This window comes from Candidatus Bathyarchaeota archaeon, from assembly GCA_026014745.1.
Taxonomy (GTDB): Archaea; Thermoproteota; Bathyarchaeia; order Bathyarchaeales; family Bathycorpusculaceae; genus Bathycorpusculum.
Genome location: JAOZHS010000002.1, coordinates 436,175 through 460,967, shown reverse-complemented (window position 1 = coordinate 460,967; position 24,793 = coordinate 436,175). Strand labels below are relative to the sequence as shown.

18 protein-coding genes, 1 tRNA gene and 1 rRNA gene are annotated in these 24,793 nt (G+C 48.0%); 10 read left to right on the top strand and 10 right to left on the bottom strand.

Annotated features, from left to right (window positions below; translation table 11 throughout):
- The first annotated feature begins 29 nt into the window (after positions 1–29).
- The 3 genes from NWE92_09070 (at position 30) to NWE92_09060 (ending at position 2,043) form a co-directional block, all read left to right on the top strand.
- Complete coding sequence (locus NWE92_09070) at positions 30–1,067, top strand: RNA-guided pseudouridylation complex pseudouridine synthase subunit Cbf5 (protein MCW4029778.1); 1,038 nt, start codon at positions 30–32, stop codon at positions 1,065–1,067.
- Positions 1,042–1,659: a methyltransferase gene (locus NWE92_09065; GenBank protein ID MCW4029777.1), complete on the top strand. Its 618-nt coding sequence runs from the start codon at positions 1,042–1,044 to the stop codon at positions 1,657–1,659. Before NWE92_09070 ends, NWE92_09065 begins: the two co-directional genes overlap by 26 nt.
- Before the next feature lie 171 nt (positions 1,660–1,830).
- Positions 1,831–2,043, top strand: coding sequence for a ribbon-helix-helix domain-containing protein (locus tag NWE92_09060; GenBank protein ID MCW4029776.1), 213 nt, complete (start codon positions 1,831–1,833; stop codon positions 2,041–2,043).
- A gap of 80 nt (positions 2,044–2,123) precedes the next feature.
- On the opposite strand, the gene NWE92_09055 is transcribed toward NWE92_09060, so the two are convergent.
- Both NWE92_09055 and NWE92_09050 read right to left on the bottom strand, forming a co-directional pair.
- Positions 2,124–2,753 (bottom strand): hypothetical protein, encoded by a 630-nt coding sequence (locus NWE92_09055; protein MCW4029775.1) that lies wholly within the window; start codon positions 2,751–2,753, stop codon positions 2,124–2,126.
- Between the two features lie 55 nt (positions 2,754–2,808).
- A complete protein-coding gene (locus tag NWE92_09050; protein ID MCW4029774.1) occupies positions 2,809–6,654 on the bottom strand; it encodes a fibronectin type III domain-containing protein in 3,846 nt (1,281 codons plus the stop codon).
- Positions 6,655–6,916: 262 nt separating this feature from the next.
- Between NWE92_09050 and NWE92_09045 the strand changes: the two genes are divergently transcribed.
- Positions 6,917–7,162, top strand: coding sequence for an Lrp/AsnC family transcriptional regulator (locus tag NWE92_09045; protein ID MCW4029773.1), 246 nt, complete (start codon positions 6,917–6,919; stop codon positions 7,160–7,162).
- A gap of 31 nt (positions 7,163–7,193) precedes the next feature.
- Here NWE92_09045 and NWE92_09040 read toward each other — a convergent pair whose 3' ends face one another.
- The gene (locus NWE92_09040) at positions 7,194–7,361 is read right to left on the bottom strand and encodes a hypothetical protein (protein ID MCW4029772.1); all 168 of its coding nucleotides are present in this window, start codon (positions 7,359–7,361) and stop codon (positions 7,194–7,196) included.
- Positions 7,362–7,392: 31 nt separating this feature from the next.
- On the opposite strand from NWE92_09040, the gene NWE92_09035 reads away from it, so the two are divergent.
- Positions 7,393–7,533 carry a hypothetical protein gene (locus tag NWE92_09035; protein ID MCW4029771.1) on the top strand — a complete coding sequence of 47 codons (141 nt, stop codon included), beginning with the start codon at positions 7,393–7,395 and terminating at the stop codon, positions 7,531–7,533.
- Positions 7,534–7,598: 65 nt separating this feature from the next.
- Here NWE92_09035 and NWE92_09030 read toward each other — a convergent pair.
- A tRNA-Thr gene (locus NWE92_09030) sits at positions 7,599–7,675 on the bottom strand.
- Between the two features lie 740 nt (positions 7,676–8,415).
- On the opposite strand from NWE92_09030, the gene NWE92_09025 reads away from it, so the two are divergent.
- Positions 8,416–11,450 (top strand): 23S ribosomal RNA (locus NWE92_09025).
- Between the two features lie 329 nt (positions 11,451–11,779).
- Positions 11,780–12,913 carry a hypothetical protein gene (locus NWE92_09020; protein ID MCW4029770.1) on the top strand — a complete coding sequence of 378 codons (1,134 nt, stop codon included), beginning with the start codon at positions 11,780–11,782 and terminating at the stop codon, positions 12,911–12,913.
- Between the two features lie 24 nt (positions 12,914–12,937).
- Here NWE92_09020 and NWE92_09015 read toward each other — a convergent pair whose 3' ends face one another.
- From NWE92_09015 to NWE92_09005, 3 genes are all read right to left on the bottom strand, one after another.
- A complete protein-coding gene (locus NWE92_09015; protein ID MCW4029769.1) occupies positions 12,938–15,235 on the bottom strand; it encodes a hypothetical protein in 2,298 nt (765 codons plus the stop codon).
- Positions 15,210–15,473, bottom strand: coding sequence for a hypothetical protein (locus tag NWE92_09010; protein ID MCW4029768.1), 264 nt, complete (start codon positions 15,471–15,473; stop codon positions 15,210–15,212). Before NWE92_09010 ends, NWE92_09015 begins: the two co-directional genes overlap by 26 nt.
- Before the next feature lie 258 nt (positions 15,474–15,731).
- On the bottom strand, positions 15,732–16,097 hold the full coding sequence (locus tag NWE92_09005; protein ID MCW4029767.1) for a hypothetical protein: 366 nt from the start codon (positions 16,095–16,097) through the stop codon (positions 15,732–15,734).
- A 189-nt stretch (positions 16,098–16,286) separates the two neighbouring features.
- Between NWE92_09005 and NWE92_09000 the strand changes: the two genes are divergently transcribed.
- Positions 16,287–18,164, top strand: coding sequence for a carbohydrate-binding domain-containing protein (locus tag NWE92_09000; protein ID MCW4029766.1), 1,878 nt, complete (start codon positions 16,287–16,289; stop codon positions 18,162–18,164).
- A gap of 45 nt (positions 18,165–18,209) precedes the next feature.
- On the opposite strand, the gene NWE92_08995 is transcribed toward NWE92_09000, so the two are convergent.
- Both NWE92_08995 and NWE92_08990 read right to left on the bottom strand, forming a co-directional pair.
- Complete coding sequence (locus NWE92_08995; protein ID MCW4029765.1) at positions 18,210–18,908, bottom strand: polyphosphate polymerase domain-containing protein; 699 nt, start codon at positions 18,906–18,908, stop codon at positions 18,210–18,212.
- Positions 18,909–18,930: 22 nt separating this feature from the next.
- Positions 18,931–19,593 (bottom strand): DUF4956 domain-containing protein, encoded by a 663-nt coding sequence (locus NWE92_08990; protein MCW4029764.1) that lies wholly within the window; start codon positions 19,591–19,593, stop codon positions 18,931–18,933.
- 227 nt (positions 19,594–19,820) lie between these two features.
- On the opposite strand from NWE92_08990, the gene NWE92_08985 reads away from it, so the two are divergent.
- Together NWE92_08985 and NWE92_08980 are read left to right on the top strand one after the other, a co-directional pair.
- Positions 19,821–20,057 carry an Lrp/AsnC family transcriptional regulator gene (locus NWE92_08985; protein MCW4029763.1) on the top strand — a complete coding sequence of 79 codons (237 nt, stop codon included), beginning with the start codon at positions 19,821–19,823 and terminating at the stop codon, positions 20,055–20,057.
- Positions 20,058–20,243: 186 nt separating this feature from the next.
- On the top strand, positions 20,244–22,982 hold the full coding sequence (locus tag NWE92_08980; GenBank protein ID MCW4029762.1) for an AAA family ATPase: 2,739 nt from the start codon (positions 20,244–20,246) through the stop codon (positions 22,980–22,982).
- A 49-nt stretch (positions 22,983–23,031) separates the two neighbouring features.
- On the opposite strand, the gene NWE92_08975 is transcribed toward NWE92_08980, so the two are convergent.
- Positions 23,032–24,591: a cellulase family glycosylhydrolase gene (locus NWE92_08975; GenBank protein ID MCW4029761.1), complete on the bottom strand. Its 1,560-nt coding sequence runs from the start codon at positions 24,589–24,591 to the stop codon at positions 23,032–23,034.
- Between the last annotated feature and the right edge of the window lie 202 nt (positions 24,592–24,793).

The following is a 24,793-nucleotide window of genomic DNA, read 5'->3' as shown; positions in this document are numbered from 1 at the left end:
TCTTTTTGTCTGGTAGGAGAAGCTATCCTGTGCCTCGAACCCTTCCGCCTTGGGAAACCAAACGTGAAACCCGCATAAAAGCCGAAGACTCAACTGACCCGCGTTACGGCTGCAAACCAGCGGAGCGCTCACCCAATCAAATCATCCAATTTGGCACCATTAACCTCGACAAACCCGCTGGCCCAACAAGCCACGAGGTCGCTGCATGGACCAAAAGAATCCTCCAAATCCCAACCATCGGACACGGCGGAACCCTCGACCCCAAAGTCACAGGCGTCTTACCCATCACACTTGAAGACGCCACAAAAATGGTTCAAGCCCTCCTATACAGCGGCAAAGAATACGTCTGCGTGCTTAAACTCCACGGCGACGTGGACGAATCCCAAATCCGCTATGTTCTTAGCCAGTTTGAAGACGAAATCTACCAACGCCCACCCCTCCGTTCTGCGGTCAAACGACAAATCCGCACCCGCCGCATCTACTACATCGATTACCTCGAACGTGATGGTCGCAACGTGCTGTTCAAAGTCGCATGCGAAGGCGGAACCTACATCCGCAAATTATGCTTCGACATCGGAGAAGTCCTTGGCGTTGGCGCACACATGCAAGAACTCCGCCGTAGCCGCGCAGGACCCTTCATGGAATCCAGCCCAAAATGCGTCACCCTACACGACGTTGCCTACTACTTCAGCCAGTACCAAACCACCAAGGACCCTGCTTATCTGCATAAATTTATTGAACCCATGGAAAACGCGTTGGCGCAACTCCCCAAAATCGTTGTCCGCGACTCTGCTGTTGACGCCCTCTGCCACGGCGCCAACCTCACCATCCCAGGCATTCTATCGGTCGATAGCGGCATAGAAAAAACCTCCATGGTCGCAATCTTTACCCTCAAAGGCGAAGTAATCGCGCTGGGAAAAGCAACCCTCTCAACCCAAGAAATCCTTGACTTGAACCATGGCGAGGCTGCATCTTTGGCGCGGGTGCTTATGCCCCGAGGAACTTACCCGAAAGTTTGGAAGACGGGCAGTGAAAAACCCCATGACCAAACCCCCAAAACCCACTGAACACTACTTCACCTCAGCCCCCAAATGCAACGACCAATTCGGCATAATCAAAGCTAACCTCCTCGGCAAAAACTTCCAGTTCTTAACCTCCTCAAGCGTATTCTCCAAACGCAAAATCGACAACGGCACCCAAATCCTAATCGAAGCCATGGTTCTACCAAAAACCGGCAACGTGCTCGACATCGGATGCGGATATGGCGCCGTAGGCATCGTGGCAGCCGCCACAAACCCCCAACTCCACGTCGTACTAACAGACGTAAACATCCGCGCGGTACGCTTAGCTAAACAGAACCTATCCGCCAATCGGATTTCTAATGCCGAAGTAAAGTATGGTTACCTATACGAACCCGTGGAAGGCACACTCTTCAACTGTGTTCTGTCCAATCCGCCAGTAAGTGCGGGTATGGATACAGTCAAAGCAATAATATCACAGGCGCCCAAAGTATTGGCAACTAACGGCACATTCCAGATGGTGATTCGCAGCAAAATCGGCGCCAAAGCCCTCCCTGCCCTTTTTGAAAAAACCTTCGGCAACTGCACGATTCTATCAAGGGAAAGTGGGTACCGAGTGATAATGGGCACTTTTCGTTAAGGAAGCCCCGAATTTTTGTCTTCTTTAGCGGTAAGGTTTATTTGGCGCCCCCTGTAGTGGCAGATAAATGGTGTCTTGGTGTCTGCCAAGAACTTATATCGTGGGTGCGTAGTGGGTACATAGAGATGTACCATTCGTACACCTAAATTAATCTCTGTTGGCGATGAATCCGTGTCCGATGGAAACAAACGAGAACGAATAACTATCCGATTAACTAAACGTTACCTTGACCTTCTAAACACCCTAATCGAGAAAGGGGTCTATAACAGCCGCAACGAAGCCATCCGTGACGCGCTCCGCATCATGTACGAGTACCATGGGCTCAAGGTGGCGCCGGAAAAGAAAGCTGCCCTTAAAACTGATGAAGCTCAGAAAACGGATTGAAAGTCCGAAGCCTAAAATTTATTGTGAATAGAAAACAGTTTACTACTAAACCCTGTGATGCTTCCGTTTTTTTGCCGATTTTATGCTACGATGCGAACACTGATGTTGTCTATATAGAAGTCTTTGGCTTTATCTGGTCCCTGAATGGGCAATTCTACTTTTAATACATTGAATGGTGTGGTTGAATCAAACGTAAGTGTGCCTTGAGGATATGCGTCGACTCCGAAGACGCCTTCTGCGCTGTTTTCTCCAATAGGTGTTGAATCCATGGTGTCTCTATATGCTGTAAGTGTAATTCTGCTGGGATTAGTGCCTTCTCCGCCACAATATTCGATCGTGGCGAATGTTAATTGTATGCTGCACAAACATTGGTCAAATTGTAGAGTTAGTGCTTCTGAGGTTGGTTTATTGTCAAAGAGGTAGTTACCTGAGAATTGGGATAAGCGAACAAATGTGGTTTCATAGCTTTGTATTGAAAAAGCGGGGCTTTTTTTATCATTGGGGGAACTGATTAACAGTGTCAGGTTATCCACTGTTTGGATTATTGGGGTATTCTGTTTTGTTGTCAGAATCGGTTGACCATTGTCGAAGGTAAAGGTGATGGTTGGTGTGGAATCTGCTGTCAAAAGATAATTTAGTAAAAGCATCGGACTAACTGTTAACGTGATGATGATACTTGTGATTATGATTTTCTTGTGTTTTTTATTCATTTTTTTGTCTCCATTTGTTAATTAAAAAAGGGGAGTTTAGGAGTGGTTCCTAAACTTAGGGTATTGTTCTTACAGAGATCACATTTGACCACGATGAAGAACCAATTCCATTGTAGGCTTGAACACGATAATAGTATAGGGTGTTTGGTGTAAGTGCATTGTTAAGGTAGACGTTGGTGTCTGCTGCGACACTGAAGGTTCTTACGTTTGCAGTAAAAGCTGCATTAGTGGCTCTTTGAATAGTGAAGCCGTTTTGATTGTTAGAATTGACTGTCCAGCTTAAAGTTACGCTTCTTCGCGCTATATTTGAGGCAGCTAAATTGGAGGGCGCGGTTGGTGGATTGGTGGAGGGATTGACTACATTGGACCACGCTGAATTTCCTGCAGCATTGTACGCTAACACTCTATAGTAGTACTGTCTGTTGACTGTAACACCGGTATCGGTAAATGTCGTTACGCCTGCCCGAACAGAAAAGGTTCGTACATTCTGTGTAAATGCGCTGTCGGTCGCCACCTGAATTATGAAACCTAATTCGTTGAACGAGTTATCTGTCCATGCTAGACTGATTCTGTTAGCGGCAACATTAGTGACTCTGAGATCTGATGGTGCATTGGGAGGTGTTGGTCCATTGAGAACAGCAGTGTTTGACCATCCTGAATTTGCCTGCAGAGTTGGGAAGCCATTTGCTCCGGTATATACTGTTGTGTCGCCGACCAAATTGTTTGCTTGTACCCTGTAGTAGTATGCAGTTCTTGGGCTGATCGTGGTATCAATATAGGTGGTGGTGCCTGCTCCAACAGTCGCCAGTGTTATTGCAGTGACGAAGTTTGCGTCATTTGCACGCTGTATCGTGAAGCCTGTTTCGCTAAGTGCATTGTCTTTCCATGTTAAGGTTGCTCTGTTTCCGAAACCTATTACACTCAAATCTGATGGCGCTTTTGGTGGAACCGCTAAAGCGATGGGTCTCATTGCATCCATTTCTTCATGGGCTAACATATGGCAATGCCACATGTATTCCCAGCCAAAGTTGATTTCATTATTTATTTCAGTGATAGGTTGACCGGTGGGGTCCATTATGAACGTGCTGGTCTTTATGGTGGCTCCAAGAGGTAGCGTGGGGTCCATTGGGCGAATACTGTTAGGTAAATCGAATGGTAGGTCGGGAACGATTGGTCGCAATGCAATATAGATGTCTTGAAGTGGGTTAACTCGGATTGTCTCTTTCCAGCCGAGTTCATTTGCGTCTGGCGGTCGAATAAGATTGTCCCATCCTACTCTGTTAATTAACTGTACGTCAAACATGTGCCAATGCATTGGGTGTGTGTCTACGCCGTTTTGGGTGATACGCCAAATTTGGGTTCCGTCATCTAATGTACCGATTTGAGTTCCGACTATGGAGGGTTTGATGAGTTCGGTGGGTGAATCCATATAGTTATACAGAATTGTGGTCTGCGTGTAGGGTGTTGATTTTGGCTGCTCTACACCCATCATCACCGACATTCTACCATATTCCACTTCAAATGCTCCACCCATTTCGTCATGTATGGCTTTGTTTTGCAGCGGAATTGTAACTGAAGTGGCAGAGTTGATTGGTGTAAAGGTTAGTGAATTATCGTAGATGGTGCCGTAGGTATTTGTAAAGGTTTGGTTGTATGCTGAATTGTACGTTGTTTCTGGAACGATGATGGGCTTCTGAGATGCGGCAAAAACACCTTGAGTAGTCGCTGTTGAAGCAAAGGCTTTGTTCAATGCATCGAGGTCATAAGGTGCTGCGGGGGTTGTATTTGCTACTCGAATCTGCATTATTGTCCGCGTATTGGAGCCGTAGCCTGCGATAGTGCTTGGGGCGCCTCCTGAATCCGTTTGGTCCGGATTATCTGTGTAGTAGTCTTGTCGAGGATCATTGGCTGGGACTGGGGCCGGGCAGTCATTATAGAGAATAAGTGTTTTACCCGCAAACTGCGAAAAATCAACGAGCACATCAGCGCGTTCAGCTGCACCTAATAGTAATGTGTATTTTAGGAGTACGCCAAAGTCGAAATTGCCTTGGTTCCAGTTCCAATCAACTGGTTGAGTTGGCAAAACTGTTGGGCGGGGGAGGAAACCTGCTTCGTTGCCAATTTGGATAAATGATGGTCCAATGTTTGCGGGGTCAGGGACGCCTCCGTCTCTACCATCTGTGGGCCAACCTGCTGGATATGTTGAGTTGTAGCTAGCTTGAACCATTTTAACTTCTGTGTTAACTCTGCCATCAAATGTTACGGTGGTGTTGTCTGCTACGTAGAATTGTAGGTTCCACGCGCGGTCATCTGCAGCGTTTAGGATGCGGAAGCGATAGGTTTGGGGTTGTACTTCCAGATAGGGGTAGGCGATGCCATTTATGACTGGTGTGTCCATGAAGGCTTCTCCGGGCATTGACGGATTGGGGGTTCCGGGGATAAGTTTTGGTTCCATGGGGTTGTTGGGGTCAAGTGGGTTATAATATGGGTTAGCGACTGGTCCATGTGTGGGTGTATATGGCGGCCAGAACCATGGGGAGTATTGCCATCTGCCGAATTGGTTCTGTCCCGAGGGGTCTCCGGGGTTCTGCATTGGCATGTAAACGTGTGGGTACCATAGGTTTCCTGTTCCTCCATATCGCGCTGTATCCCAAGTGGGGTCTTGGAAGGCAAGTTGAGAGGCAAATGTGCCATACATGTTAGTTATGGGTGTGGTTGTGTCGGGAACGAACGTTTTGTCTTGGATGATTAGTGGGATTTCGTTTTGGGGGATTATGCCTTGATTTATTAATGATTGTTCGGTGCTGTCTCGGATTATGTATCCCGCTGTCTCTCCTGCGTAGACATTTAGACGGGTAATGCCGTATGAGTGGTCGTGATAGAAGAGTAGTCTTGCGCTTTGTTGGTTAGTGTAGTAGAATGTGAGGGCGCCTGCTCCTGGATTATTGGATGCTTCTGGAACAGGGGGAGTTGTTTGACCGATAGTGTCGGGAATCACATTACCGTTAACAAACCACATGTCGGGAACATATTGTACACTTACTCCTTTGGGGTAGACTGTGTCTTCTCCAGCAGGTGTAATCCATTGGTGAACTGTTCCATCGCTTATCCAGGGGGTGTTTCCGCCATGAAGATGTACTGTTGCGCGGTTCTGGGTGTAGGATTCATACATTATGGTTCCATCGGGGTTGTACATTATTGAGCCGTCAGGGTTTAGCATCGGAATGGGTCCCATGCCTGCTCCCATGACTGTTGTATCAACTGGTAAAAACAAGTCCCCGTCCATACCTGTTGGGAGGAAATTGGTGAATGTAACGCGGGTAGGGACGTCTTTTTGTGCTGTGATTAGGGGGCCGAGGTAGCGAGGTCGGTCTATTGCGATTGCTTGTGAACCGTCTACTTTAAGGATGTCTGACCCATCGGGGTATTTGAGTGGATAATGTTTGCTTATGTCATAATTTGCGGGTGTTTCAAGCTGTACGTATCCGCGTAGGGTGGTTGGTGTTAGGTCTGTGTGCATTTGTTGGGTGAATTCTACGAGTGCAATCTCGTAGTAATCGCATCCGGGGTAAGTTGTTGTGTCTGCCACGGCTTCGGGTATGTATTGGCCAAGGTTGTTTGCGCCGCTTTCGCCTACTAGCGGCAGAGAATCGATGAATTTTCGGATGCCTCCTGAAACCGAGGTTATGCTTCCGGTGTTAGGGTCGGTTGTGACAGTGGGGAGTTGACTGGTTGCGTAGTTGGGGTAGGGGCCATAATAGTGGGGGACTCCTAGGCTGTTATCTGCCATCTGTGCAGTCGTTACGTTGGGTGAAATGGCTGTTATTAGTGAGGCAATCAAAATTATGATTATTGCTGTATATAGCGTTCGCTTGGTTTTTATATTTTTAAAATTTTTCATTTTAATCGCCAAAATATGTTGTAAAATAAGCATTTTTAATGAGATTATTGTATGTAATAAGCGCTTGTGGTAACCAGTTGTTAGCCACAGCTTAATCGGTTCTCTGGTATTGCTCTTTTTCTTTTGTCCCTTAAACGGTTATGCCGTGAGAAAGACTTCAGTCGCTAAATAGCCTATGAGAAATCAGCTCTATATACCGTAAAATACTTTAGCCAACTCACATCAATACAAACCGTACCAATACTGTCCGGGGTAATGAAAAATGAAACTAAACAAAACTGATGAAAAAGTTGTAGCAACCCTTCAGGCTGATGGCAAAGATTTGTCTCTTCAGGAGTTAGCGGACAAAACTGGTGAGCCATCTAAGAAAGTGTTCAAGTCACTCAAGAAGCTCTTTGAGAACGAAATCGTCTCCACGCAAGCCCGCAAATACAAGCTGGTTATTACTGACACGAAAGCGATCAAGGCGAAGCTAGCGGCGAAAGGCGAAGAAGAACCCGAAGCCTAAAACCACGTTTCTCTGCAGCTACCCTCTCCGATTATTCAAAGGGTAAAATCGGTTTTTCTCTCTTTGTGTGGGTGTTGCGGTTTAGGAATTTCCACAAGATAGCTTGCGTCTGCGGCTGCTTTTGTTGGTTGCAACGTTTTTCTGCGGTTGTTTCGGTGTGGCGTAACTGTTTTTCTTCACACGCGGTCCATAGTTCCATGTTGAATCAGTCAGGATGTGCATGTGAGTGTATGCAGAATCTTTCAAAGAATCCACAAGAAAGCATCGAAGGCAAAGACAGCACAATGCAAGCGGGCACCTCACCTACCCCCTATAGGACACAACATAGAAACACCAAAGACCCAAACATGTTGGCGAAAAACGCACGTTAGGTTGTGGTATGCGCGGCGTTGGTTGCGTTTCAAGCAACAACCCACTTTTCTTTATCTAAAATTTTTGGAGCCTCGAGCGGGCCTTGCTCCCGCGGCCTGCTGCTTACAAGGCAGCCGCTCTACTGGGCTGAGCTATCGAGGCACCCAAATTCACCCAGATACACCCATCACATAAAACTTTGCCCAAATAAAAGTTACTGCTCCAAAACATAGTTACCTGATTGGAGACCCCAAAGACCTACCCCTCCATTATCTAAAGTATATAAGGCGTAACTGTTTAGAAGCCTGTATCCAAATAATTTGACCTCAATGTCGATTTATTTTGTTGCGCCGCAGTTTTCTGTGGGTATTTTTTCATGTTTGGTTGCTTTTCTGTGTCTGATGTAAAAGGTAACTTTGCGCGCGCGGGGATGGGCGTTAACTTGTTGGAATGGGCAAAGGGGTTGCTCGGCTCTTTCTGGATATGTGGGTCGTAATTGTTACAATTTTTGTAGCTGTTGTTCCATATGTAGCGACACTCTTATATGATGGGATGTTGCTAAGATAAGTTCCCTATCGGGTGCAACTCAGCAACCCTGACCTGGAATGTTGAGCCAAGATTGCATTGGAAGAAGAAGCTACCAGCCGACGACTCGCCGAACGACAACCAGAAACCGCAACGATATGCTTATATTAAACGACCTCGCTTCTAATGCAATTCAGCAAAAAATGGGTTATGCCATTAAAGGATGCAGCCCCACACCAGAACACGATGTGGGGTGAAGCGGTGAATGGGCGCTACTGGCGCTTAAAATGACACCATGCATAGGTCAAACATACACAACGACGCCAATACACTACAACGAAACAATGTTTCACCAAACGCCAAACAGACACTACCATTGGCCCGAACAACGCCACGCTATCTGGAGGATGGCTCGGCTTGAGAGCCGAAGAAGGGCGCGGCAAGCCGCGATACCGCCTCGGGTAAGCGCAAGCAGCCTTAGAACCGAGGATACCCGAATGAGACTTCTCATAGACTCTACGGAGTCGTTACTCCTTTACGGAGTGGGTACCCCCCGAACGGAAGCATCTTAGTAGGGGGAGGAAAAGAAACCAAAACGGGATTCCCTTAGTAGCAGCGAGCGAAATGGGAACAGTCCAAACCGAATCCCGTGCCGAAAGGCATGGGAGATGTAGGGTTAAGGGCCTTGCTTCCTCTTCACTGAAAAAGTTGAAATGGCCTGAAAAGGCCTGCCACAGAGGGTGATAGCCCCGTAAACGTAACACAGAAAGAGTTGAGCGAGAGTCCCAGACTACCACACCATGGCTTTGGTGTGGAAAGCTGGAAGTCACCAACTTCCAAGACTAAATACATCTCAAGACCGATAGCGCACTAGTACGGTGACGGAAAACTGAAAAGTACCCCGGAATGGGGGTGAAAAGTGCCTGAAACCAGATAGTTACAGACGTGCAAGGCCCTAAAGAAACGAAGCTTTCCATAGGAGACCGCTGTGAAGCGGCAGTACGAGGAAGGTGGATCAGGGTTTTGCGTTCCGTCTAGAAACACGGGCCGGGGAGTTTATAGTTATGGCAAGCCTAAAAGCATCAACTTGTAAGCAAAGGGAAACCGATAAGCGCGCAACTCGCAAGAGCCAGGCGCAGGGTCTGAAAGGGCCCGAAGTCATAACTATACATACTAGAAACCAGACGATCTAGCCCTGGGCAGGGCGAAGCTAGGCGAAAGCCTAGTGGAGGCTCGCAGGGGTTCTAACGTGCAATTTGTTCCTCAGACCTGGGGCTAGGGGCTAAAGACCAATCTAGTCTGGTGATAGCTAGTTCCTTCCGAAGTGGGCCTGAGCCCAGTCCCAAGCGAGGCAGCTAGTGGGGTAGAGCACTGATTGGGAAACAAGGATTCGAAAGAGTCCACTTTCCTTTCAAACTACGAATCCACTCGCACCTAAGACCTTGGGAGACGGGTTAGTGGGGGTAAGCTCCACGACCGAGAGGGGGACAACCCAGACTGAGGTTAAGGTCCCCAAGTGCTGGCTAAATGTCAAACCAAAGGGCGTCGTCAGCCTTAAACAGCGGGGAGGTAGGCTTAGAAGCAGCCATCCTTCAAAGATAGCGTAACAGCTCACCCGCCGAGGCTGACGGCCCCGAAAATTGACGGGGCTAAGCCAGCCACCGATACCTCAGAACGCAGCTTAAGCTGCGCTGGTAGGAAGGCGTCCTAGTTGGACAGAAGCTGGGCTGTGAGGTCCAGTGGACCGATTAGGATTGCGAATCCCGGTGGTAGTAACAGCAAAGAGAAGTGAGAATCTTCTCCGCCGAAGGGGCCAGGGTTCCCCGGCAACGATCATCAGCCGGGGGTAAGTCGATCCTAAGGCATAACTTAACCGATTATGCCGAAAAAGGGAATCCGGCTAAAATTCCGGAACCATAGAGGTACGCGCGGCAACGCAAGCTTAGTGTTGACGTTTCGGGGTAAACTGAGCAAGGTCTTCGCCTTGTTTAACCTTATAAACCCAGGGAGTGTCGTAATGACGAGAACTGGGCGAAATTGGGAATAGCCACCCGTTTTAGGGAGGTTCAGTTGATCTCTGGAGCCACTGAAAAACACACTAAGAAGGATCCTTTATGATCGTACCTAGAACCGACACAGGTGTCCCTAGGCTAGCAACCTAAGGCGTTTCGGGTATACAGTAATGCGAGGGAACTCGGCAAATTAGCCCCGTACCTTTGGTATAAGGGGTGCCTGTTCTTTCAGCCTTGTGCTGGGAGAGCAGGTCGCAGTGACAAAGGGGTCTCGACTGTTTAATAAAAACACAGGAAGCCGCAAGAGCGAAAGCTTGTGAACGGCTTCTGAATCCTGGCCAGTACAGGTACCTGAAACCTGGGTCCAACTGGGCTAAGGGCCTGCAAACGCCGGGAGTAACTCTGACTCTCTCAAGGTAGCCAAATGCCTTGTCGGGTAAGTTCCGACGTGCATGAATGGATCAACGAGGGCCCCACTGTCCCCGCGTACTACCCGGTGAAACCACATAACGTGGACGAACAGTCCACGATCTCCCAGCGGGAAAAGAAGTCCCTGTGGAGTTTTACTGCAGCCTGCCGCTGGAATACGGTTGTGGATACAGAGCGTAGTCGGGAGCCGTCGATCCTGGGTTCTCTGGGACCTGGGGGAGGCAACAATGGAACACCGACCTTCTGCAACCGTGTTTCTCACCGGCCCCTTGCGGGCTGGAACAACGGTAGGTGGGCAGTTCGGCTGGGGCGGCACGCCCTTGAAAAGATATCAAGGGCGCCCTAAGGTTGGCTCAGGGGGGACAGAAACCCTCCGTAGAGTGCAAGGGCAAAAGCCAGCCTGACTGAGTCCCAAACAGTAAGGGACGCAGAGGAGAAATCCGGGCTTAGCGATCATCCATGCTCCCCTTTGGTGGGGGCTGGATGTGTCAGAAAAATTACCCTAGGGATAACAGGCTCGTCGCGGGCGAGAGTCCCCATCGACCCCGCGGCTTGGTACCTCGATGTCGGCTCTTCCTATCCTGGCCCTGCATAAGGGGCCAAGGGTGAGGCTGCTCGCCTATTAAAAGGGAACGTGAGCTGGGTTTAGACCGTCGTGAGACAGGTCGGACTTTATCTGCTGGGAGTGTTGGCTGCTTGAGGGGAAAGGGTCCCTAGTACGAGAGGAACGGGACGCTGTGGCCTCTAGTTAACCGGTTGTCTGATAAGGCAGTCGCCGGGCAGCCACGCCGTTGTGGATAAGAGCTGAAAGCATCTAAGCTCGAAGCCTCTCCCGAAAAGAGGCAGCCATTCCAGTTTCACTGGACGAAGGCTCTCATAAAAGATGAGTTTGATGGAGCCGGGGTGTAAGCTAGAAGACTTCGGTCGACTAGCTCAGCCCGCGGCCACCAATCGCCTAAGGTGTCGAGTCAATATAGTGTCTGAGCGATATTTGGCTGAAACAAAAGTTTCGATGAGTGAGGCTCGCTGTATGTTTGACCTATGCATGGCTAACCTATTTTTGGCAATTTTTTGTTGTTTTGTTTATGTTTGTCTGTTTTTGAAGATAGAGTACCTCAGAGACCCTACCCTCTCCTTTAATTGCTTTTTTTCAACATGCTGATAGACTGTTTCTGCGCCAATACGGACCTACCCTCCTTAGGGTTTTTTTAGTGGATGTGGTTTGTCATCGTTTTGATTTTTCTTAGTTTTTCGCGTAAAATATTTAATTTGAAAAGGTGATACTTTCTCGGCTGTTGCTTTGCGCAAAACTGTCTTTGGCCTGATAATCGTTGCGCTCTTTGTGGTTGCACTTGTTCAGGTGCCAGCCTCTTGTTCAGCTAACGTAACTAAAGAGGAAACCGCAAGGGCATTTCTGGAAAATGTGGTTGAACTTGATGTCGCGAAATATGAGTTCCATCTAAAATCACAGAAAGAATCTGTGGATGAGCAGGGTATTACGGAGATTATATTGCTATATGAATTAAACTCAGAAGAGAGCAAAATTGACTGTACTTTCATCTTCAAAAATGACGCTATGATTTGGTGCAATATAACCCCGATTGATGGTTTGCCAGTTCTCACTCGACCTAACACAGATACTCTTGATTTAGCCAAACGCTTTATGGATAGATATCAAAGCGAATCAAAAGCTGGATATCTTCAACCGCTGCTAAATATGCTCAACAACATCACGGAAATAAAGCCTCTAACAATCACATCCAACGATGTAAGACTGACCATAGTTAGAGACGCTTCTGAGCGGTTTGAGTGGATGGACGCGCCTAACGGCATTCATAACACCTACAATCAAATAACTCTGGTCTTTCGAAACGGAACTTTGAAGTTGTTTAGTGATAATTGGCGCCAGTACCCTATAGGGAGTGTTGATATGTTTGTTTCTGAAGAGCAGGCTGTAAACCTAGCCAAAGAGAGCGCAAAAAACTACTCTTATGCTATAGGCGGCTCAATTGTTAATAACTTGACTGTCGACGAAACAACTAGATGGCGCTATGCCGAGTTAACTATGCAACCCAAAGACAACGCGTTGTATCCTCAATGGGAAGTTGTTTTGCCTCTTGACACAGTTTATCCTGGCATGGTTACTGGCATTCGTGTTAGGTTATGGGCTGATACAGGCGAAATCAACTACCTCCACGAAACAACTATCGCTGGCGCACTTCAAAATGAAAGCATAGGTTCCAATAACACCCAAACAGCAACCCCTTTACCCCCCGAAACACCATCTGACAGCCAACCCCCCATCGAAACATACCCTGACAACAATCACCTCTTTATAGAAATCATTGCAGGCGTGGCAATCGCGTCAATGTTGCTTGCGGTTTTTGCGGTTGCTTTAAAGAAGAAAAACAATGCTTCAAATGCTCTTGGCTGATAACCCGTTTTTCAAACCCTTGCGTTACCGCAGATATTTCGCTAATGTATCCTCCGCGTAACCCTCAACTGCGTCTTGTACCTTCTTTGCGGTGTAGCCCTTCACGCTAAGCAGCGTTTCAGCTGAGGCATAAAGCAGCGACAAATACCTCTCAACATCCGCGTTGACGCCGTTTTGGAGGAGTTTTTCTGCCCGTACCCGTCGGCTGGGACGCCTGTTTTTTGTGTCCGTGAAGAGAAACGCGACGTTGTTGCCTGCGTGTGCGGGGGCTCCTTGCTGTTGGAGTTGTTCTGCGGCGATAAGTTGGCTTACCTTTTGCTTGTATTCGTCGGGGTTTTTGGAGAGATGACGCGTAACAATCAAATCGCCCAAGGCAATGTCGCCGTCGATTAGCCGCTGCCGATACGCCCTAACAACCTGTAGCGCTGCGGGGATTTTTTCGGTGAATTCTTGGTTGTTGCGGGCGGAAGCTAAAGCCTTCATCATCTCCATCTGTGCGTCATAAACAAATTTGGGCGTATCACTACGGCGGACCTCTAAGCCGCGGACTTTGAGTTTGCCATCATCAAACACGCCAAAATAGCGGTTCAAAACCCCTATCTTAGGGTGCAGCTTAGAGGGTAAAAACGCGATCCATCGATATATTCCCTCAAAGTTGATGGGGATTCCGATTTCGTCGGTTATTGCTTTGCAGAGGTGTTGATAGTCTTGGGGGGTGGCGTTGGGTTTTTTTAGCCACAGCGAATCCACAATGCCATGAATGACCTCGAAACCGTGGTCTTCTGCGAGGTGCGCCGCTTTTAGGAAGGCTTCTCGGGCAAACGCGCAGACGCCGATATGTCCATCGACGGTGCCGAATTTGGAGTTCTTAAACCCCAAATAGCCAAAACATGTCACCAGTATCCATTTCAAAGCGGTTTGGCGGCTATCATACATCTGTTTGAGGCGTTCGTCTGTGGCTTCGTTTTTGAGGCGTTTGTAGGTTAGTCGTTTGGTTAGGGCTAAGTTGACGGTTTTGGGAACCATGCCGAGTCGTTTGGTGCAGATGTGGTAGTTGAGGTCTGGAATGCGGATGGGTGAGTCGGGGCAGCATTTGCAGAGTACGGTTTCGGCGGAAATGTTATACTTGTACATCAAAGATGGGTACATCGAGGAAAAATCCAGTTCCCCCACTGAGTCGTGGATGCCTACGCGGGGTTCAAAGACGAATCCTCCTCGGTCGCCTACCAGCAGGTCACTGGCGGATTTGAAGGCTTCAGGGATTTTTTTGTTCCGCGGTAACAGAAAATCATCCTTGATGGCTTGATAGAATTGTATCGAGGACATGCTAGACCCAATCGAGAATCTGGCTGCTGTGTGGAGGGGGGCTCTGCAGGTGCGTGCTATCTCGACGTAGCCGTCAAAGCCTGATTCACTCATGACGAAGGTGTTGTTTTCGTCCACGTGTATTCTGCCGTAGAGGCGCATCATGCTTGCCCGATAGAACGTATGCCCATATGACATGTAGCTCCTCCCTGCTCCAGCGGGTTTTTGGGTTAGGCGGGTTTTGTCTCTGTTGAGGTTAAATTCGGCTGCGATGTCGTTTATGTGGGCTCGGTTTAGGAGGTAGCCAAATAGGTAGGCGTCGCCGCCGCTCGTCACGATTATGTCGGGGTCAAACTCGTCTATGGCATAAACAAACTGCAAAAGCTTCGTGGCTTCGTCGCCATAATCAATCACCACTTCCTCTTGGCCTGCCCCTTTGAGGCGGATGCAGCGGATTTCATCCTCAAACGTAGGCAACAGTTGCTTCTTGATGACCTCCACCTCCAATTTGATGACCCGCAGTTGGGGAATAACGTAGTCTATGCTTTCCACTGAGTCTAGCAGCCTGTAGCTTAACCCCCTTTTGCCCGCCGTGACTTCTAGGTGTGCGAGGGGGAAAAGGTCGTGGCTAAACATGTATGCGCGGTCGCTGTGGAGGTCGCAGTTGTGCAGTTCATAGCGTAGATAGCGGCCTATGCGGAGGATTTCTGTGGTTAAGGCGGGGATTTGTCGGCAGTCTTTGACGGTTACTTCGATGACGCGACTTTTCTGGCTGTCCGTGGGTTGCGCGTATTTGTAGACTATTTTTAGGGCTTCGATTTTGGGGTTGTCGGCTAACTGGCAGATTAAGGGGTCTATGTCTTCTTGTTTGGCGGAGACGTAGATGGCGGGTTGGAAATTGTCGGTTAATTTGATTCTTTCCCCGGTTTCGGCGATTACCCACACAGTGACCTTGCCAGATTCCGAGGGGTAAACGTCTAGTAGCCAGCCCCTAACCTGACGCGGCGTGTTGGGCATCTATTTTCTTCTCTAGCTGCTGGATTTTCTTTTGTTGCGCTACCAGAATCGAAATCACCATGGGCTCAAAGAGGATGGGTTGGGTTGCGTTGCTTGCCGCGGACGCGTAGCTTCGGCAGGCATCCATCACGGCTTCAAAAGCTTCGCGGTCTTCGGTTCTCAGGGCTTTTTGGAAACCTCTCCAGCGGCGGATTTCCTCCTCCAAGGCAATGCGGTAGGATTCAACGGTTTTCCCCATATGGGCAGCCTTCTTTGCAGTGTTTGTTTGTCATGTTGCTTCTCCCTTTCTGTGCGGAAGCTTAGGGTGTGTTTATTGCTTTTAAAAGGGCTTTTCAAACGACGCTGGGGATGAGTGGAGAGGGGGGCGTGTAAGTGAATGTGGATGGATAAAATTTAATAGGCGGTTACACCCAATTAACGATATTACTGGCTAGTGGTATCGGAATTTCGTCTCATGGTTTTTTTCCAATATTACTAGCTGGTAACCCCTCTACTTCTACTCTAACTGTACAATAGCCGCCACATAATCCTGATTCCCAACAACTCTAGTTTGATGACCCTTACCCGCAGTATCTTCCAAAAGAAAAACGTCACCCGCCTTGAAGAAGCGTTTTTCACCGTCGCTTGTTGCCAATTCCACCTCCCCGATTAGGCAACAGAAGAATTGCCGTTTAGGTGCAGGGTGCCAATCGCCAAACCAACCTTGGGCTATCTTAAAGAAAACCATCTTGCGGGCATCACAGAAGCTAGAGAGTTCCACGGCAGGGGCAGGTGGCGCAAAATTAACCGACTCAAATTCTACGGTTTCCTCTTTAAAATGCGACTCGCCTTCAATATCCATAAACAAAACGGTATACTTCAATATTTTATCCTCCAAGAACCTCGGCACTATCTATGAGTTATTGCGGTTTATATGCATAACGAGTTGGCTCAAGCGCTGTCTCGCTCGCATATTTGTCGGTTTGTGGCTTTCTTAAATCTGTAATAATTTGGGTAAAATCCTGTAAAATGCTTTAATATTTTCCAAACCACAGGTCGGTTAGTGAGTCAAATGAACAAAACACGATTGATATTAGTTGCCGTATGCGCTTGCCTAATACTATCCATTGCAGCCTACGAATTAGTAAACTCCTTTGCCAACAGCAACAACGGCGAATCCGATTCAACAGGCAACCAAGATCAATCAACCGCCACGCCAACAGGCACCACCGACCAATCTGGAACCCAAGCCACGCCTACAGCTACGCCGACGACCAATTCAAACACCGGTAGCCAAACCTCAGGCACCGACACCACCACTACGACGACTACACATGAAGAAGACCACGAAGACGCAGCAGACTACGTCTACGACGAAAGCCAAGTAGTAAACATAACCCTAAATTCCAATTCAATAACCGCCGACGCATCCACCGTAACCATCGATGGCTCAACAGCAACAATAACCTCAGCGGGAGCATACAAAATCAGCGGCACCCTCACAAACGGACAAATAATCGTTAACAGCGCAGACAAAGGCACCGTTCAACTCATTTTAAGCAACGTCGATGTCACCTGCTCAAATAGCGCCCCCATCTACATAGTCGACGCCAAAAAAACAGTCATAATACTGGACGACGGAACAACAAACACGATAAAAGATACCCGCACCGCAACCACAACAGACCTCAACGCAGCCATATACTGCACAAGCGACCTCACAATCTACGGCACAGGCGCCCTAACAGTCCAAGGCATAGATGATGGAATAACAAGCAAAGACGGATTAATCCTCAAAAGTGGAACAATCACTGTAAACGCAGGCAATGACGGCATACGCGGAAAAGACTACGTCATAGTCAAAGACGGAAAAATCACCATTAGCTGCAGCGACAACGGTTTACTATCAGACAACGCCGATAACGCAACAAGAGGCTACATCGACATCCAAAACGGCAACCTAGCAATCAGCAGCAACGGCGACGCAATATCAGCAGCAACAGACGTTACCATAACTGGCGGACAAATAACGGCATCAACCGCCGGAGGCAGCAGCGGCAGCACTAGCACATCTGCAAAAGCAATCAAAGGACTATCCTCTGTAACGATTTCAAGCGGAACCTTCACCCTAAACTCCGCAGATGACGCCATCCACTCAAACGGAACCGTAACCATCAGCGGCGGAACATTTTCCATATCTACAGGAGACGACGCTATACACGCAGACTCAGCAATCACAATCAACGGCGGAACCATTAACATAGCAAAATCCTATGAAGGCATAGAAAGCGTCATCATCACCATAAACGGCGGAAACATCCACTTAATCGCAAGCGACGACGGCATAAACGGCGCAGGAGGCAACGACAACTCTGGAACCCAGCCAGGCCCAGGAATGGGTGGTCCAGGTGGCGGAGACGGTTTCACGAACAGCGGCAACTGTGCACTCTACATAAACGGCGGCTACATATACGTGGATGCTGGTGGAGACGGCATAGACGTTAACGGCGCAGTAACCATGACGGCTGGAACCGTTCTCGTAAACGGACCAACCGACAACGGCAACGGCGCACTAGACTTCAGCTCCTTCAAGATGACGGGAGGCTACTTGGTCGCAGCTGGCAGTTCAGGCATGGCTCAAGCCCTAAGCAGTACCTCCACACAGTGCTCAGTGCTTGTCAACTTTAGAAACAGCTACTCAGCTGGCACATTGATCCACATCGAAAGCTCATCTGGCAGCAACATCGTCACCTTCAAACCAACCAAAGTCTATCAATCCATAGTCGTCTGTTCCCCCGCAATGAACACAGGCACAACATACAACGTCTACATAGGCGGCAGCTCAACAGGCACACCTCAAGACGGCTTATACACTGGCGGCACCTACTCGGGCGGCACACAATACACAAGTTTCACAGCAACAAGCACAGTAACGGCAGTCTACCGTTAACCTTTCTACATTTTTTTTTTAAAAAAAAACTTTGTTAAAAAACTTTTATGGGTAACCTGTTTGGCACATTTGTTGTTCTCTGCAGATAGAAAACTTTCCGATAGCCAACTGCGGCTTAATCGTATCTGGAAACAGCCCCTTGAGGTAAGTGGGTAATACCTCGGTGTATTTGACTTCTAACACTATATTCGGCTGGTCTAGAGCACTCATTAGAGTAGCGTGGGGGTCAAAAAAGTCTTTAGCAGTCACGCTGGTTCGCAATCGTTTGTCAAAAGTGACTCTGACTCTACCGATGGGCTGTTGATACGCTTCGCGGTCGTACTCTACAATAACTACGGGCCGCATAAGTTTACAGGAAGCCTCTGCATAGAAATCCCTCAAAATCGCGTTGTCTGTGTGTGCTATGAAACTGTAGTCTCCAGCTATTAAGCGGTCGGCGTTTTCACGAGTTACAAGGGTTGTTTCCTTGTATACGTAACTGCCATCTTTGCTTTTTCGTTCGAACTTTATCAGAGAATCATCAAGATTGTAGATGCGGAGCCTGTACTTTTTTCTGTGGAATTCGCCTGATTCTTTCTCCCAAAAAGCCGTGTTTGAAAGGTCATCAAAGTAGAGACTTCTTATCACGTAGTTGCTTTTACGCATGTTGGGGTCAGGCTTCAAAATGGTTGCTAGTTTACTTCTTAAAACTTGGTATTCTAATTGGTCAATGGCGTACTTCAGTTCTCGTCTTCTAACAGACATTTTTTTTGCCCCCAAAAAAGGGTTAGGCGTTATCAGCGGTGTAGCTTACAACAGCCGCATCTTTTACGCCTTCAATTTTTAAGAGTTCATCAACCTTTGGAATCTCGCTATTGTTCATTCTGACTTCTCCCATCAATTCGACGCCGTCACTGTTTACCGTTCGAGAACGAATCTTATGCTTTGGGAGGGCAGCTTGAACGGCGGCTTCTGCTTCACTTTTATAGTGAACTACCAGAAGGTAGGGTTCTGGTCCGTGGAATCGTGTGCGTTCTAATATGAAGAGCATGCCCGCGATTATGGGGACGCCCACTATGGCAATCATGTACAGTCCTGCACCACAGATTATTCCTACGGCTATGGTCCAAAACGTGAACACTATATCTTTGGGGTCTTTGATGGCTGTTCGAAAACGCACAATGCTCAATGCGCCAACCATGCCTAATGAGAGGGCGACGTTGGAGCTGATGGGCAACACCACCAAAGTCACAACTAAACCTGTGAGGACTAAGCCTATGTTGAATTGGCGGTTATAGATGACGCCTTTGAAGGTTCTTCGGTAAATATAGAAAATCAGCATGTTGATTGCGAATGAGAAAAGCAACGCTAAGATGACTCTATCTACCGTAATCGATTCATAGCTTGTTGAGGCGCTTATGAAATCTGACCATAGCTGCTGTAAATCCATTTTAATTCTTCCTTTTTGGTTTTTGAAAAATCGTAGGCGTATATAGATTAAATAGATTTTACAAGATTATACCCAAATGTTTCTCAAATTATACAATACTTATCCTCCAAAATCCAGAAGCATCAACGTCTGTGGTTGGCGTGATGGTAGTTGCTAAGAAGTCAAACGCTCAAAGTTGCGCAAGTATTTTATGCAAACACCCATCAATTATATTGCCGTAGATTAATATGCCAAGCGCATATGTATTGTTCAAGGTGTCCCCTGGTTTAGAAGACCAAGTCTTAAGTGAAGTTAAAAAAGCAGGCACCATAGACGAGGTTTACGTTTCTTATGGCGTATATGACTTGATAGTTAAAGCCACTGCGAGTTCACAGGCTGAACTCAAAGAGCTAGTAACCTACAAGCTGAGAAGAATCGCCAACGTTACTTCAACTCTGACCCTGATGTTGGCAGATAACCACTAAACAGCACCTAAATCAAAGCCCTATACGGGAACAAGGCGGCTTTTAACGTTTGATAGTAGTTAAACTGCGTGGTCTGGGCTACGTTTCTTGGGTGATCCAGTGAGAACTGCGGCATTTCTGTAACTTAGGTTTGTAACCACAAAGGTATAAATCCCCTAAAAACCCCAAAACACAGGGCGCTAATTTTTGTCGAGACTAATTTGTGATATTTGTAAAACTAGACCCGCCACCGCTGAAGTCAAAGTTGTCGAGAACGGACAATCACGGATTCTGCATGTTTGCGCGCAGGACCTACGGATGCTCCAGCAACAATCGTTCTCGCCTTTCAGCCGAATGTTTGGCGGCAACATCTTTGACAATTTATTCTCCGAATTCGGCACAGACTTCGGCGAAACCTCATCAGCGCTTGGCTACCCCCTCCCTCGTCATCGCGAAGCCATCGACATCGACCAATACCTCTCTGAGCACACAAAAGAACTCTTTCAAGACGCCGCCCAAATCGCGCTAAAATTAAAACGCGACGAAGTCGACACTGAACACCTGCTTTATGCTATCTCAAACAGCGAGGTGGTTAAGGAGCTTTACAAGCAATTCGGCATCAAACCCGAAGATGTCCGCGTCTACATTGAAAATAATGCTCCCCAAGGCTCTAAAGAGGTTCATCCCCAAGAGTTGGGGATTTCTCCGCGTGTGAAGCGGGTGTTTGAGTTGTCCTTTGAAGCTGCACAGCAACTGGGTCATGGCTACATTGGTCCTGAACATTTGCTGGTCGGCTTAATGGAGGAAGAGGACGGTATGGCAGGTGAGTTGCTGCGTAAGTATGGTTTAACGCCTGAAGCGGTGCGCCAACAAATCATAAAAGTAGTCGGTAAAGGCGCTCAGCAAGGTCGCGTGGAAACCCAAAGCGTCACCCCCAACCTTGACAAATACTCCCGTGACCTCTCCAAACTGGCTAAAGAAGGCAAACTTGACCCCGTAATCGGCAGATCCTCAGAGATTGAGACAATGGTGGAGATATTGTCTCGCCGCACAAAAAACAATCCTGTCCTGATTGGGGAACCGGGGGTTGGAAAAACCGCGATTGTGGAAGGCTTAGCCCAACGCATAGTCAGCGGCGAAGTGCCCGAGGTACTCCAGAACAAGCGTGTTGTTGAATTAAACATAAACTCTCTTGTGGCGGGCTCAAAATATCGCGGGGAATTTGAGGAAAGAATCAAACAGGTTCTAGACGAAATAGTCAATCACAAAGATGAAGTCATAATCTTTGTTGACGAACTTCACACTATCATGAAGGCAGGTGGAACTGGCGAAGAAGGCGGCTTAGACGTATCCCAAGTCATCAAACCGCATCTCGCCCGAGGAGAACTTCACCTAATCGGGGCAACCACCCTAAACGAATACCAAAAACACATCGAAAAAGACGCAGCGCTGGAACGCCGCTTCCAACCTATTTTTGTCTCCGAACCCACCGTTCCCCAGACCATCGAGATTCTACGGGGTCTTAGGGACCGTTACGAGGCGCATCATAAAGTCAAAATCACCGACGAAGCCATCGTAGCCGCAGCAGAACTTTCCGAGCGCTACATAAGCAACCGTTTTCTCCCCGACAAAGCCATCGACTTGGTAGACCAAGCGGCGGCGCGAGTCCGGATCGGCATAACTTCTCGTCCACCCGAAGTTAAAGAGCTTGATGAACAAATCGGAAAACTCAAACGGGAACGGGAGTATGCATCGCAGCATAAGCGGTTCAAAGAAGCCGAAAAACTCGAAACCGAAATCAAAAAACTCGAAAAAGAACGAGACGAAAAAGAAGCCGACTGGCGCAAAGAAAAAGGCGTCACCACCGAAGAAGTCAAAGCGTCGCATGTTGCGCAGGTGGTCTCCAAAATTACCGGTATACCTGTTTCTGAATTAACCGAAGCGGAAAGAGAAAAGCTGCTGCGCATGAAAGAAAGCCTCCACGAACGTATAGTAGGTCAAGATGAGGCGGTCCAAGCGGTTTCAGACGCCATCCTGAGAAACCGCGCGGGACTAACCGACACCAAACGCCCAATTGCAGTGTTCATGTTTTTGGGTCCCACGGGCGTGGGAAAAACAGAGTTAGCTAAAACTCTGGCATGGTTCATGTTTGGTGATGAAAATGCGCTTACCCGAATCGACATGTCCGAATACATGGAGCGGCACACTGTGAGTCGTTTGATTGGTGCTCCGCCGGGCTATGTGGGTTATGAGGAGGGCGGGCAATTGACTGAGGCGGTTAGGCGGCGGCCTTACTCTGTGATTCTGCTAGATGAAATCGAAAAAGCCCACCAAGCAGTCAGTAACATTTTGCTCCAAGTTTTCGATGATGGGCGTTTAACCGACGGGAAAGGTCGCGTAGTGGACTTCACGAACACCATAATCATCATGACTTCTAACATCGGCTCTGACCTCATCCAAGACAACCTCCAAACGCCGACGCCCAAAACCTACGAGCAACTCAAAGAACAGTTGATGACGGTTTTACGGATGCAATTTAAGCCTGAATTCCTCAACCGCATCGACGACATCATCGTATTCCACGCCTTATCTAAACCACAGATAAAGCTGATTGTGCGGCTTCAACTTGAGCGGGTAAAGCATGCGGCGCGGTCACAAAAAATCGAGCTAAACTTCACTGAAGCCTTAATTGGGCATTTGGCTGAAATTAGTTACGTACCCGAATTAGGCGCGCGCGAGCTTAAACGCAAAATTCAAACAACTATCGAAACGCCGCTGGCAACTGAGATATTGTCTGGTAAGATAAGTTCAGGCGAAGCGGTAACTGTGGATTTTGATGCTAAAACTGGGAAAACTATTTTTACTAAACAGTCGCCTAAGCCGAAGTCTCCTCCGAAGGGTCCGAAAAGATTTGCTAAGGAGCAGTCGCAGCCTATTCCAGCGTAGAATGGGATTAAAAATGTAAAACAAAAAAGTGAGGCTATGGTTTCTGCCACTAAAGTTGGGAGAACCACAAATCAAGGGGCGACCAAAGCATTAAACGCCATTGACTAAAGCAATGGTGAACAAGTTGCTGATACGGTGCGTTTTCGGTAGGTTCTGGGGTTGTTGGCTGTTCTGTTGGTGTTGCTGTTGGGGCAATAGTCGGTTGAGGAGTCGCGGTTGGTGTATCCGTTGGTGCTACTGTTGTTGTTGCTGTAGTAGTTGTAGCTGTTGATGTTGCTTCTGGAGTTGATGTCGCAGTTGCAGTGGTCTCTGGTGTGGGTACGTATGTGTTGATGTAGATTTGGCCCATGTCGTTAGGTAAGTAGCCGCTGCTAAGTAGTGCTTCTCCTGCATAGATTCCGCCTAGTCCTGAGTCGCTAAGCCAATAGTAGGCTCCTGCGCCTATGCCTAAGTCACGTTGAACCATGAGGAGGTTTTGCCACCATGTACAGTCGTTAGCCCGATTAACCGAGCGAATGGTACATGAACCTTCCTCGTTGATAACCAGTGGCGCCACGATGCCCATGCTGTCTATGGCGGTTTGTACTTGAGTTTTGAGTGTGTTATAGTCGGTTGCCCAGTAACCTGTGAGGTCAGCGGGTGCATAGTAGTAGAAGTGTGTTGTGTACACCACGTTTGTTGGGTTTAGTGCGTTGTTTACGTCTGATGTCCATGCTAGGGTTCCGCCGTAGTTGTTGGGGTTCCAGCCCATTCTCCATTGTATCATGACTAAGTTGTTTGAGCCTGTTCCGCGTATGGCGTTGTACATGGTTTGCAGATAGGTCATGTAGCCTGCTGGGATAGGTTCGACGTCTCCGCCGCCCCAGCCAGGTTCGTTCCATGCTTCAAAGATTGCGTTAGGGCAGTTTTTGAGGTTGTTTGCCATGTCCGTCCAGAACCAGTTCCAGAAGCCCTGTTCGTTGCCTGCGTAGCCTGCGTCGCTGAGGAATCTGTTGCCTGATTCGTCCCAGCCCATCATTGGTAGTCCTTGCCAGCCAAAGTTGCTGGTGGCATAGAGGTCATTGCTAAAAGAGCTGACGGGGGGTGTTAGCATGTAGGGGACGATGTCTACGTAGATTCCGTATTTGTCTGCTTCTTGACAGAGTGTGCGTAGATAAGCGCGGGTGCTGATGGCGGTTTGTGAGTATGCGTTGGGGTCTTCTTGTGCGGGTACGATATTGTCACGGTAGTACCAGCTTGGTAAAACGAACACACGTATCATGTTAACGTGCCAATCTGATTGAAGTGATGCGAAGGTTTGGTCCATTATTGCGGGGTCAGGATTCCATTGAACTCCCCAGTTGTCAGTGCCAGAGGGCCCCCAAAGAAGAAGGTTGGGTGCCATGCCTGCGAGACCCATGCCGCGTAAATAGACGGTGTTTCCGTTTTGGTCTACGATGGAGCGACCTGAGGTGTGTAGAGCAGGCGTTACTGATGCTTGGACAGTGCTTGAGGATAACGCTGTGAGTGTGCTTATAATGAATAGTGCGGTGATGCAAAGGGCGAGTGGCTTTGCGCGTTTGCGAAGATTTATGGAGTGCAGTGTATCGCCTATGTTGCCTATTTTCAATTTTTTCTCTCTTCCTAAATTTTGAAACCCTCTTTATGCACCATCCCTTTTATACTCTTCTGAAAAAGAACTCAGTTTTATTGCAAAAACAAGCTCACAAAACCAAAAATTAACAAAAAATGCATGAAATATGGTAAGCTGTATTGCAAGCAAAAAAACGGTGATATTTATGTTAGTCAACCATGCCAGCGCTCAATTGCAC